The sequence below is a fragment of the Burkholderia sp. Bp8963 genome (assembly GCF_003854275.1).
Classification (GTDB): domain Bacteria; phylum Pseudomonadota; class Gammaproteobacteria; order Burkholderiales; family Burkholderiaceae; genus Burkholderia.
This window is the reverse complement of record NZ_QTQP01000028.1, coordinates 24,686-37,480: the sequence shown is the minus strand read 5'-3', so window position 1 is coordinate 37,480 and position 12,795 is coordinate 24,686. Positions and strand designations below refer to the sequence as shown.

Annotated in this window: 9 protein-coding genes; 6 read left to right on the top strand and 3 right to left on the bottom strand. The window is 63.3% G+C overall.

Annotated features, from left to right (window positions below):
• The first annotated feature begins 356 nt into the window (after positions 1 to 356).
• The 3 genes from DID96_RS22635 (at position 357) to DID96_RS22625 (ending at position 5,300) form a co-directional block, all read left to right on the top strand.
• Positions 357 to 1,715, top strand: coding sequence for a DUF1329 domain-containing protein (locus tag DID96_RS22635; protein WP_124601498.1), 1,359 nt, complete (start codon positions 357 to 359; stop codon positions 1,713 to 1,715).
• 74 nt (positions 1,716 to 1,789) lie between these two features.
• On the top strand, positions 1,790 to 2,836 hold the full coding sequence (locus DID96_RS22630) for a YCF48-related protein (RefSeq protein ID WP_124601497.1): 1,047 nt from the start codon (positions 1,790 to 1,792) through the stop codon (positions 2,834 to 2,836).
• 10 nt (positions 2,837 to 2,846) lie between these two features.
• Entirely contained in the window at positions 2,847 to 5,300 is a 2,454-nt protein-coding gene (locus DID96_RS22625) for an RND family transporter (RefSeq protein WP_124601496.1), read from the top strand.
• Positions 5,301 to 5,885: 585 nt separating this feature from the next.
• On the opposite strand, the gene DID96_RS22620 is transcribed toward DID96_RS22625, so the two are convergent.
• The 3 genes from DID96_RS22620 to DID96_RS22610 form a co-directional block, all read right to left on the bottom strand.
• Positions 5,886 to 7,052 (bottom strand): acyl-CoA dehydrogenase family protein, encoded by a 1,167-nt coding sequence (locus tag DID96_RS22620; protein WP_124601495.1) that lies wholly within the window; start codon positions 7,050 to 7,052, stop codon positions 5,886 to 5,888.
• 55 nt (positions 7,053 to 7,107) lie between these two features.
• Positions 7,108 to 8,337 carry an acyl-CoA dehydrogenase family protein gene (locus DID96_RS22615; protein WP_124601494.1) on the bottom strand — a complete coding sequence of 410 codons (1,230 nt, stop codon included), beginning with the start codon at positions 8,335 to 8,337 and terminating at the stop codon, positions 7,108 to 7,110.
• A 122-nt stretch (positions 8,338 to 8,459) separates the two neighbouring features.
• Complete coding sequence (locus tag DID96_RS22610; RefSeq protein ID WP_124601493.1) at positions 8,460 to 9,209, bottom strand: SDR family NAD(P)-dependent oxidoreductase; 750 nt, start codon at positions 9,207 to 9,209, stop codon at positions 8,460 to 8,462.
• A gap of 322 nt (positions 9,210 to 9,531) precedes the next feature.
• On the opposite strand from DID96_RS22610, the gene DID96_RS22605 reads away from it, so the two are divergent.
• The 3 genes from DID96_RS22605 to DID96_RS22595 all read left to right on the top strand — a co-directional run bounded on the left by DID96_RS22605 (position 9,532) and on the right by DID96_RS22595 (position 12,761).
• Positions 9,532 to 11,346, top strand: coding sequence for an NAD(P)/FAD-dependent oxidoreductase (locus tag DID96_RS22605; protein WP_124601492.1), 1,815 nt, complete (start codon positions 9,532 to 9,534; stop codon positions 11,344 to 11,346).
• Positions 11,347 to 11,799, top strand: coding sequence for a nuclear transport factor 2 family protein (locus tag DID96_RS22600; protein WP_124601491.1), 453 nt, complete (start codon positions 11,347 to 11,349; stop codon positions 11,797 to 11,799). It begins immediately after the preceding gene.
• Between the two features lie 98 nt (positions 11,800 to 11,897).
• Entirely contained in the window at positions 11,898 to 12,761 is an 864-nt protein-coding gene (locus DID96_RS22595; RefSeq protein WP_124601490.1) for a fumarylacetoacetate hydrolase family protein, read from the top strand.
• Positions 12,762 to 12,795: the final 34 nt, after the last annotated feature.

Sequence of the window (12,795 nt, the reverse complement as noted above, 5' to 3'; positions counted from 1 at the left end):
GACGGCAAGCCGTGTGCGTGTCACGTCGTCACGCATCGCCAGCCACGTCGCCGCGAGCTCGCAGGATGCGTGCGGCTTCGGTTTTGACTTCAGCTTCGGCTTCGATTTCGATTTCGGAGCGCCTGCGCCTGCGCCTGCGCCTGCGCCTTCGGCGCTCGTCGATCCGTTTGCGAAATTTCGTCGTTTTCGACGACGCACGTGCAATGGGCGACGCCCACAATGGGCACCACACAACAAGTCACGTCACGCCCCGCCGATAGTCGAACGGCACCGGGATTCCGATCCAGGCCCGGCAGCGGCGGTTTCGGAGTCATGCATCTATTCGTTGAACTAGACGTTGAACTGGAGGAGGCGGTATGAACTATCTGGCGACTTTGGCGGCCGCAGGTGTCACGGCTATCATTGGTACGCACGCGTTGGCGGCGCCTTCGGCTGCCGACGCGGCGCGTCTCGGCAAGGAACTCACGCCCCTGGGGGCCGAGCGGGCGGGCAACAAGGATGGCACGATCCCCGAATGGACGGGCGGCCTGTGCAAGGCGCCGGCGAAGTACAAGCCACTCAACTCGCTGGGCGGCACGCCTTACGTTGACCCGTTCGCCGATGAGAAGCCGTTGCATTCGATCACGGCATCCAACCTGGCTCAGTATGCGAGCAAGCTCGACGACGGTCAGAAGGATCTGTTCAAGCGGAATCCGAAGACCTATCGCATCGATGTATACCCGACGCACCGCACCGCGTGCTTCCCCGACTGGGTGTATGACAATACGATCAAGCGCGTGATGTCGCCGAAGCTCGTCGGAGACGGGCCCGGGCTCGATGACGCGCATGCCCAGTTCCCGTTCCCGGTCCCCGCGAACGGGCAGGAAGCGATCTACAACTTCTTCACGCGATATTTCCCGGTGTATTTCGCCGGCAACTACGCGTGGTGGCTGGTCGATGCGGCAGGCAACAAGACGCTCAGCACGCACGGTTCCGCGAATTACCGGTTTGATTACTGGGATAACCGCAAGACCAAAGCCGACCAGATTTCAGCGGTATCCAACATTCATGTCGGGCCGCCGTCCCAGGCCGGTGAAATGGACATGCGCGTCCAATGGCGGCGTATGGACCAGCGCGATCCGACGGCCTGGTTCTATACCCCGGGCCAGCGGCGCGTACGACTCGCGCCTGAGTTCACCTACGACACGGTCGTGTCGGAGAACAGCGGCCTGTTTCTGTGGGATGAGCTTAACGGCTTCGACGGCAAAATGGACCGCTTCGACTTCAAGCTCGCCGGCAAGAAGGAGATGTTCGTTCCATACAACGTCTACAAATACCTGAACGCGCCGGTCGACGATCTGCTCGGGAAGACTCACGTCAATCCCGATGCGGTGCGCTATGAGCTCCATCGTGTCTGGGTGGTCGAAGCCACGCTCAAGAACGGTGCGCGCCACGTCAATAGCAAGAAGGTGTTTTATCTCGACGAAGACAGCTGGAACATTGTCGGATACGAGGGCTACGATCATGCCGGCAAGCTCGTTCGCTACCTGCAGTTCCCGCTCTGGCAGGCTTATGACGTACCGGCCGCCGTCAACATCAACGAGATAGCCTATGACTTCGTCAAGCAGATCTGGGCGTTGGGCTCCATTCCTGTCGACGGAGGATTCCACAAAGGCAATCCGCTGCCGGCGAATTACTTTACTGCCGACGCGATGTCCGGACGAGGGGTCCAATAGTGTTCGCCCGCGCACATGAGCCCGGGTGCGGCCGCGGGGTTCGGGCCGCGCGCGCGGGCAGGGTCGCGAACTGGGTGGCGTTGCTGGCGATCGCGAGCGTGTCCGCGGTCGCCTCCACCGCGAGCGACGGCAAATTTCAGGACCCTCTGGATACGCCCGAGCAGGTGACGCGATTCGCGTCCCAGACTCAGTTGAGCGCGATTGCGAGAGCGGGCGCGAGGCTCGTCGCTGTCGGTGTGCGAGGTCTGATCGTTCTTTCGGACAACGATGGGCAGACCTGGCGCCAGGTTGCAAGCCCGGTCAGTTCGGATCTCGTGTCCGTGCGCTTCATCTCGGCCCGACGGGGATGGGCGTCGGGGCATGACGGCGCGATACTCGCCACCGCCGATGGTGGCGAGCACTGGGTCAAGCAGATCGACGGCCGTATGACGGCCGATCTGCTCAACGCGCATCTGGGCGCGCTGGCGGCGGGCGGCGATGCCCGCGCCGCCCGGTTGCAAAAGGGCGTCGCGCTTAACTACCAGGATGGCCCGGAAGTGCCGATGCTCGACCTGTGGTTCGAGGACGAGCAGACCGGCTGGGCGATCGGCTCGTTCGGCACGATCATCGGCACGAGCGACGGCGGCAAAACCTGGACGTCGTGGATGGAGAAGGTCGACAACGACCGGATGCTCCACTTCAGCGCGATCGCGAACGTCGGCGGCAACGTCTATCTTGCGTCCGAACAGGGCGCGCTGTTCCGGCTCGACCGGGCCAGTGGCCGCTTCGTCCGGATTGCGACCGGCTACAACGGGAGCTTTTTCGGTGTCGTCGGCACGCGCGAATACGTGGTCGCATACGGGATCGGCGGCTCGGCCTACCGTTCCCGCGACAACGGCGCGACCTGGCAGCGGCTGTCCACCGGCGTGCAGGGCAGCATCACGAGTGGATGCGTTCTCGACGATGGCAGGCTGCTGTTCGCGACCCAGGATGGTCATCTGATCATGAGCCGCGACCAGGGCGACACGTTCCAGACCATCGCCATTTCACGGCCGGACCTCTTCACCGGCATCGCGCCCGCGGGACGCAACCGGGTCGCGCTGACCGGCGTGAGCGGTGCGAGTAGCGCAACCTTCCAGTGAGTCACTCGTCATGAAGGTGGAAACCGACAATCGTAATGAGAGCCCGATCGTGCGCAACATCGAGGATTTCGATCGCGCAAGCGGCATGTGGCTCGAACGCGTCGTCTTCAACAACCGCGCGGTGGTGCTGCTGCTGTCGCTCGTCGTCACGCTCTTCCTGGGCTGGCATGCGCTCTATCTGCGAGTCAATGCGAGCTTCGAGAAGATGATCCCGAGCCGGCATCCGTACGTACAGAACTTCCTTAGCCACAAGGAAGCGCTGCGCGGCCTCGGCAATGTCGTGCGTATCGTGGTCGAAAACAAGGATGGCGACATCTTTGACAAGAATTACCTGTCGACGCTGCAGAAGGTCAACGACGCCGTGTATCTGATTCCCGGCGTCGATCGTGCGGCGATGCGTGGCCTGTGGACCACCAGTCTTCGCTGGACCCAGGTGACGGAGGAGGGTTACCGAGGCGGTCCGGTCATGCCCGACAACTTCGACGGCTCACGCGCGATGCTGGACCGGCTCAAGGTCAATATAGCGCGCGCGGGCATCGCGGGAAGCTACGTGGCCGACGACATGCGTTCGAGCATGATCGTCGTGCCGCTGCTGGATACCAATCCGGAGACGCACGAGCCGCTCGACTACACGGCATTCTCCCGGGAGTTGAACGCGAAGCTAGGGCCGCTCGAAAGCGCGACCGTCAAGATCCACATCGTGGGGTTCGCGAAGATCGTCGGCGATCTGATCGACGGCCTGAGCCACGTGATGGTGTTCTTCGGCCTGTCCGCCGCGATCGCCGCGTTGTTCGTCTATGCGTTCATGCGCGATCTGCGCAGCACGCTGCTGCTGGTTGGCGTGTCCGCGCTGGCCGTGGTGTGGCTGCTCGGACTGATGCAACTGCTCGGCTATGTGCTCAATCCCTATTCGATTCTCGTGCCGTTTCTCGTTTTCGCGATCGGCCTGTCGCACGGCACGCAGAAGATGAACGGCATCGTGCAGGACGTGGCGCGCGGCGCGCATCGTTACGTGGCCGCGCGCTACACGTTCAGGCGGCTCTTCGTGACAGGGTTCGCCGCACTCCTGACCAACGTCGTCGGATTCGCGGTGCTGATGGTGATCGACGTGCCGGTGATCCGCGATCTAGCATTGACGACCAGCATCGGCGTGGCCGTGCTGATCTTCACCAAGCTGCTCCTCGTTCCTGTCCTGCTGTCGTATGTCGGCGTCGGCAAAAAGGCAGCGGAACGCTTTGTCGAAGCCGAGCGGTCAGGCAGTACCAATGCATCGAGCGCGCACGTCTGGGCCGGTCTGTTGCATTTCACCGACCGGCGCTGGGCGGTTGCCGCGATCGCGACGGCGTTCGTGCTCGGGCTCGGCGCGTTCGAAGCCAGCCAGCAGCTCAAGACGGGCGATCTCGATCCCGGCGCGCCGGAACTTCGTGCTCACTCGCGCTATAACCGGGACAGCGCATTCGTGAATGCGCATTACGCACTGTCCAGCGACCAGTTCGTGGTGATGCTGGCGACGCCGCCCGGGCATTGCAAGGATTTCGGGACGCTGACCGAGCTCGACCGGCTCGGCGCTTATCTTCGGCAGGTCGACGGCGTGAAGGCGACGGCATCGGCGGCCGACATGGTGCGTCAAAGTACGTCAGGGCAGTTCGAAGGCAATCCGAAGTGGATGACGATCCCGCGCAATACCTCTGTTCTCAACACGGCGCTCGAGCAGGTCATGACGGATCATCCCGAACTCGCGGAACCGAATTGCGCGGTGTCGCCGCTGATCGCCTATCTGAACGACCACAAGGCCGACACGCTGACGCGCGTCGTCAACGCCGCCGAGGCCTTCGGCCGCCAGCACGATACGCCCGAGCGCCGGTTCCAGCTGGCCGCCGGCTCGGCGGGGATCGAAGCCGCGACGAACATCGTCGTCAAGGAAGCGCAGCATCGCATGCTGCTGCTGCTCTATGCAGCGGTCGTCGTACTCTGCTTCATCGCATTCCGGAGCTGGCGGGCTGTCGTCGTCGCGCTGGTGCCGCTGCTGATCACATCGGTGCTGTGCGAGGCGCTGATGGTCCAGCTGGGCATCGGCGCGAAGGTGGCCACGCTGCCGGTGATCGCGCTGGGCGTGGGCGCCGGCATCGATTACGCGCTTTACCTGCTCAGTATTCAGCTGGCGTTTCAGCGTACCGGCATGCCGCTGCGCGAAGCCTATATGCACTCGCTGCAGTTCACCGGGCGCGTGGTCGCGCTGGTCGGCCTCACCATGTCGGCCGGCGTGATTACCTGGGCATGGTCGCCGATCAAGTTCCAGGCCGACATGGGCATCCTGCTGACATTCATGTTCCTCTGGAACATGGTGGGCGCGCTCGTCCTCATTCCGGCGCTGTCTCATTTCCTGCTGAAGCGTGTCGGGGATGCCAGGCGCAGCGCGTACGTGACGGCCTCGACGAGCGTGGTGGTATCGGAAGATCTGTAGGCGGGAGGCCGCGGCGCGAAATGCGGTGAGGCGGCAGTGGGCCGGTTATCCGGCAGATCGATGACATTGACGGTGCTGCAATACGCTTGCTATCGCCGATCCTCGCTTTCGATTGAACTAGACCCCAAGGGTTGGACGCCGATCCGACGCTTGGGGCATTTTCTTGCAGAGGCGGGATCGGGCGCTGAGGACGGGGAGTTCGACGAGTGTTCGCCAGGTCGTGCCGTGGAGCATGTCGCAGCCGAGATCGGGTTAGTGTCACGGGACGGCCTGTCAGAGAATCACTGCGGCGGCACACATATTTGCACCGTCCCGCTTGTCGAGCAAGCCCGATCCGACGCAGCGGAGTTCTTGAGATTGATAAGCCGCGATTCCGTCTCGTCACATCGAACGGCGACTGCGGACGCTTTCTGCAGCCGCGAGCGCATCAAGCCAAAACGGAAAGGACCGAGTCCGGTGAGGCACTGGACTCGGCCTTTGAATGCCCAGCAATTCAAATGCCCGGTCGGGAGGGGGAACCCTCGATCGAACCGGGCATTGCGCGTGACGAGGTGAAAAAAGTCGCCGGTTCTTCGGCGATCCCGCTCAGTGTCGGGACGACTCCAGGCTCGCGTATCGCACCAGATGGAAATCGACGTTGCCGAACTCGTGTTCGAGCGTCGTCGTTCGCTTGAAGTAGTGCGAAAGCGGCAGCTCGTCGGTCATTCCCATCGCGCCATGCAACTGCACCGCGTTCTGCCCGATGAATCGGCATGCGTTGGCGACCGTCACCTTCGCGGCCGACACGGCGCGCGCGCGGTCCGGCGCCGAGTCCGCCAGCGACAAGGTCGCCAGATACATCGACGAGCCCGCCATCTCGAGCTGCAGATACATGTCGACCATCCGATGCTGCAACGCCTGGAAGCTCGCCAGCGGCTGACCGAATTGCCGGCGCTGCCGCATGTAGTCGGCGGTGTCCGCATGCATCTTCTTCAGCACGCCGACGCCTTCCGCGCAGATGGCCGCGATTGCTTCGTCGACGATTTGCTCGAGCATGGGCAGAGCGTCGTCGTCGTTGCCGAGCAGCGCATCGGCAGGCAGCGCGACGTTCTCGAATACGACGTCGGCCGCGCGCCGGCCGTCGATGGTCGCGTAGTCGATCGTCGATACGCCGGCGGCGGACTTGTCCACGACGAAGAGCGAGATGCCGGCCTCGTCACCGGCGGCGCCGGACGTCCGCGCGCTCACGAGCAGCTTCGATGCCCACGGCGCGGCCATCACGACGGTCTTGCGTCCGTCGAGCCGCCAGCTGCCGCCTGCCTGGCGTTGTGCTCGCGTCGCGACGTTCGACAGACGATAACCGCTTCCACCGAGGCGAGGACCGCTGCCGTCTTCCAGCCATGCGCACGCGACGACCGTTTCGCCCGCTGCGATATCGGCGATCAGTGCGTCCGCCGCCGATCCGCCGACGCGTGTCAGCACGCCGGAGGCCATCACGCACGTTTCGAGAAACGGCTCGACGAAGAGGGCGGAGCCGAGCTCCTCCATCACGATCATCGTTTCGACGGCCCCGCCGCCAAAACCGCCCATGCGCTCCGGCACGGTCACGGACAGCAGGCCGAGATCGCTGGCCAATGCGCGCCAGATGTCGCGGCGCCAGCCGGCATCGGACACAATCGCGGTACGCCGTGCCTCGAACGTGTAGTGGTCGTGCAGAAAGGCCTGCAACGTGCTTCGCAACAGATTCTGCTCTTCGGTAAAGTCAAAATTCATGACTTGGCTCCGCGTCTTCGTGGATGGTTGGGCGCATGCATTCCGCGCGATCGCGTCAATGGAAGCCCAATGCGGCCTTGGCCAGGATGTTGCGCTGGATTTCGTTCGAGCCTGCGTAGATCGAGCCGGCTCGGTCGTTCAGGTAACGCAGCGGCGCGAGCGCAGCCGAGAGTGGCCCGGCGTGAGGCCCCGAGGCGTGCCAGAGCTTTACCGGGCCGCCCGGGCGCGTGCCCTGCGGCTGGAATGCGCGTCCGTATCGGCCGGCGGCTTCGAGCCATAGCTCCGTGATGTGCTGACTGAGCTCGGTGCCGAGGATCTTCATGGCCGACGCGCTCGCGCCGGGCGATTCACCAGTCGACATCGCCGACATCGTCCTGAGCTCATAAACCTCGAGCGTCGAGATGCGGATGCGCGCGGCGGCCAGCTTGTTCGCAAAAAACGGATCGCTGGCGAGCGATTCGGTCGTGTCACCGGGAACCGCTTGCGCGAACCGGTACACCTCGTCGAGCATCGCGTGCAGTTCCGGCGTATACGCGACGCCGCCGCGCTCGAATTCGAGCAGATATTTGGCGACGGTCCAGCCGGCGTCGATGGTGCCGATAACGTTGCTTTTGGGTACGCGCACGTCGTCGAAGAACACTTGATTCTGGATATGCTCGCCCGACGACATCACGATCGGCTGGAACGTCAGGCCCGGCGTGTTCATCTCGATCAGCAGGAAGGTGATGCCGAGCTGCGGCTTGTGTTGTCGCGACGTCCGCACGAGACAGAAGATCCAGTTCGCATCCTGCGCGTGCGTGACCCAGATCTTGGAACCGTTACAGACCAGATGGTCGCCATCGTCGCGCGCACTGAGCTGAAGCGACGCGAGATCCGAGCCGGATTGCGGTTCAGAGTACCCCTGACACCACACGTGCTCGCCGCTCAGCATGCGAGGCAGGAAGAACGCCTTTTGCTCGGCGGTTCCGAACTTGATCAATGCTGGCGCGCACATCTGGATGCCCATAGGCGACAGCGGCGGCGCGCCCGCCGCGACGCGTTCCCGCGAGAACAGATAGCGTTGCGATGCACTCCAGCCGCAACCACCGTATTCGACCGGCCAAGCCGGCGCGGCCCATCCTTTGGCTGCCAGGATGCGCTGCCATCGCATCGCAGCATCGTGATCGGCGTAGACGCTCGTCATCAAGCGGCCGGCCGCGCGCAACTCGTCGGTCAGATGCTCGGCGAAGAACGCGCGTACTTCGTCACGGAACGCGAGGTCGGCGTCACTCCATTGCAGATTCATAGTGTTTCTCCAAAGGCTGTTCGGACATATGCGTCCCGTTGGCCGCACCTGGCTCGGACGTTATCGATGGGCAGAGCGATCCACCGGCGCAAGCACGCGCGAAGCGTCGTGCGGCGCTTTGCTCAGGACAGCATGACGCCGCCGTCGACGACGATTTCGGCGCCCGTCATGAACGACGCATCCGACGACAGCAGAAACGCGACGACTTTCGCTATTTCGGTGGGTTGTCCCATCCGTTTCATCGCTGTCATCGCGGCCACGGCATCGGTTTGCTCTTTCTCGCCGCGCGTGAGCGGCGTCAGGATCGGGCCCGGCGAAACCGCATTGAGCCGCACGCCCCGCGTTCCGTATTCGATCGCGGTCGAGCGGGTCAATCCGAGGACCGCATGCTTGCTCGCGGTATAGGCATCGAACCCGGGCAGGCCCAGGTTTGCGTAGATGGACGCGGTGTTCACGACGGCGCCGCCGCCCGATCGCTCGATCGCCGGCAGCTGATATTTGAGGCCGAAGAAGAGGCCGTCGGCGTTGACACTCATCACCTTGCGCCAGTCGTTGGCGTCGAGCGCTTCGATCGCGGCGAATCTGCCGCTGACGCCGGCATTGTTGACGGCCAGATGGAGCGCGCCATACGCGTCGAGCGCCTTGTCGACTGCGGCCCTGCACTGCGCTTCGACCGATACGTCGGCGCGAAAGGCGAGCGCGCCGCCGCCTTCGTCGCGAATCGAGCGTGCGACCGATTCGGCATGCTCGCCGTTGAGATCGACGACGAGAACGCGAGCGCCGTTGCGCGCCAATTCATGCGCGACGGCTTCGCCGATGCCGCTGCCGCCCCCCGTGACGATTGCCGACTTGCCTTCGAACTTCGCGAACATGGGCGTCTCCTTTGTCATCGGGCCGCCGATGGCGAACGCAGCGGCCACAGTATCAAGTGAGATGCATGGTAGGCGCGGGCCCGATGGCGGGCATCGTCGGTTGCGACGATTTCGGCTGATTACTCCGGTTCCTGGATGAGTGCACTCCGGTTGCGCCGGCTAGTCACTGAAGTTCTCGCTGCCTAGGATTCGACACATGGTCGCTCTGCGGTGTCATGCAATTCGACCGTGACCGAATGCGGCGAGCGACCGGATTCAATGCGAAAAACGCCGGACGTCGCATGCTAGACCGAGCCCGTCCGATGCCAATGAAGGAGACACGATGAACACTGAGCTTTTGTCGGAGCGTGAGGCCGCGCTACTGGAGAAGTACAAGGAAGAGCGCGCAAAACGTATTCGCACCGATGGCCTTGCGCAATTCCGCAAAACCGAAGGGGAGTTTGCACGCTTCCTCGACGATCCTTACTCGGCCGAGCCGGCCGACCGCGCGCCGATGAACGACGAAGTCGACGTCGTGATCATCGGTGGCGGCTGGTCGGGCCTGCTGGCCGGGTCGCGTCTTCGCCAGGCCGGCGTCGACAACTTTCGCATCATCGAGTCGGGTGGCGACTACGGCGGCGTGTGGTACTGGAACCGCTATCCCGGCGCGCGCTGCGACGTCGAATCGTATATCTATCTGCCGCTGCTCGAGGAAACCGGCTACATGCCGACCGAGAAATATGCGACGTCCGACGAAATCCGCGAATACGCGCAGGCCGTCGCACGGCATTTCGATCTGTACCGGCATGCGGTGTTCCAGACCCGGGTGAGCGAGCTGCGCTGGGATGACGCGAAGGCCCGGTGGATCGTCAGCACGAACCGGGGCGATGCGATCCATGCGCGGTTCGTCTATGTCGGTAACGGTCCGCTGAACTATCCGAAGCTGCCGGCGATTCCCGGCATCGAGGACTTCAAGGGGCATTCGTTCCACACGTGTCGCTGGGACTACGCGTACACGGGCGGCGACTCGAACGGGAACCTGGAGAATCTGAAGGACAAGCGCGTCGCACTGATCGGCACCGGCTGCTCGGCGATTCAGTGCATGCCGGCGCTCGGTGAATCCGCGAAGGAACTGTACGTCGTGCAGCGCACGCCCGCCGTCGTCGCCTATCGCGGCAACCAGCCCACCGACTACGACTGGGCGCAGTCGCTGGAGCCCGGATGGCACCGCGCGCGCATGGCGAACTTCGAATCGGTCCTGGCCGGCACCGTGCGTGACAAAGACCTCGTCGGCGACGAATGGACCAGCTTCTGGGAGCCGCCGCATGCGCCGGACGCCGGCGCCGATCCGCGCGAAGCGGCTGCAGCGGCTCAGAAGATGGACATCGAAAAGATGGACGGCGTGCGCGCGCGGATCGATTCGACCGTCAAGGATCAGGCCACAGCGGAATCGCTGAAGCCGTACTACAACCGCTACTGCAAGCGGCCGACGTTCAACGACGAATATCTACCGGCCTTCAACCTGCCGAACGTGACGCTCGTCGACACGAAGGGCAAGGGGCTGACGCGCGTGACCGAGAACGAGATCGTCTTCGAAGATCAGTCCTACGAGGTCGACTGCATCATCTACGCAACCGGTTTCGAGGCCGTGACGACGTCGCACAAGACCGGCGGCTTCGAAATCATCGGGCGCGACGGAGAAACGATCGACAAAAAGTGGGCGAAGGCAGTGCGGTCGCTGCACGGTATCTACACGCACGGCTTCCCGAATCTGTTCTTCGTCGCCGGCTTGCGTCAGGGCGCGCCGACGCTGAACTTCCCGTACATGATGGACGAGCAGGCGATTCATGCGGCGGGCGTGGTCAAGCGCATGCTCGACGACAAGGTCGCGGTGATGGAGGTCAAGCAGCAGGCCGAAGAGCGCTGGGGCAACATCATCATCGAGAAATCGACGGTCAATCTCGAGTACATGCGCGAATGCACGCCGAGCATCCTGAACGCGGAAGGCCATCTGGAAGAACTGGGCAAGCAGACGTTCACGACGGCATACGGCGGCGGGCCGTTCGAATACATCGATCTGCTCCGCGATTGGCGAGAAGGCGGGTTCCAGAGCGACCTGCACATCGCACACGATCCGAATCACCTCAACGAAGCTTGAATGGAGAGCGACAACATGAGTTCCAGTGCATCGTCCACCCAGAAAGCCGCGATCGTCCGTTACTACGAGCAGACGGATGCCGGGCAGTTTCCAGCGGATCTCTTCACTGAGGACTTCGAGTTCTATGTACCGAAGTTCGGCGTCGGTCGAGGCCTCAAGGAGTTCGAAACAATGGCGTCAGGTGCGAGCGTCGCGCAGTTCAAGCATGCGATCGGCGAGATGCTGATGATCGAGGACGGCCGCAGCGTAGCCGTCGAAGGGACGACAGAAGGCGTCACCGGAACCGGCGTCGAATGGCGCGGCGGCAGCACGCCCGGCGGACGCTTCGCCAGCTTGTTCCACTTCAACGCCGATGGTCTGATCGCGCGGATGTACATCTATCTCGATCCCGATTTCGCCGGCGATCACGCCGCGGGTTTTCGATGGAATCGCGGCGCCGCGCAAGCCTGGTGATGCGTGGCGTAGACCGGCACGCCGATTTCGGTTGCAACGCGACCGATCGGCGATGCCGGATTGAAATCGACCGAAGAGCAGCATTGGGAGTCTGTTGAATGAAGCTTGCCACAGTCAGCATCCGCGGCGGGTCCCCCGAAATCGTCGTCGTCGACGACGGACGCCTCGTGCGGCTCAAGGCTGCGCAGCCCGAATTGCCGACGACGATGATCGGGCTGATCGCAGCATGGGATACGGCGCGCGCCGTGGTGCAGCGGGCCGTTGCGCAATCCGCCGACGTCGTCGATCTGGACCGAAGCGTCCGCTTTCTCGCGCCGATCGAACGGCCCGGCAAGATCATGGCGATGGGCCTGAACTATGCGGACCATGTCGCCGAAGCGGGTCTCGAGGTACCGAAACATCAGGTGTGGTTCTGCAAGCAGCCGAATACGGTTCATCCGCCTTACGAGCCGATTCAGATTCCGAAGGCGTCCACGGCGATCGATTACGAGGTTGAACTGGTTTTCATCGTCGGCAAGCGGGGCCGCCATATACCGAAGGGCGAAGCGTCGGGCTACGTATTCGGCTACTGCGTCGGCAATGACGTGACGGTGCGCGACTGGCAGATGCGCACGCCGCAATGGGTGCTCGGCAAGTCGTTCGATACGCACGGGCCGTTCGGGCCGTGGATCACGACGGCCGATGAAATCGGCGACCCGCATCGCCTGGGGATCCGTTCGATCGTGAATGACGAAGTCCGGCAGCAATCGAATACACGCGAGCTCATCTTCAACGTGTTCGAACAGATCGAATATCTGTCCGAGGCGATGACGCTCGAGCCCGGCGACATCGTATTCAGCGGCACGCCCGGCGGCATCGGCGCCGCGATGAAGCCGCCGGTCTTTCTGAAGGCGGGCGATCGCGTGCGCTGCGAAATCGACGAGCTCGGCGCGCTCGACGCGGTCTTCGAGACGGAAGCCTGAGCGCGCGCACCATCAGCGCGTCCCGATCGTGTCA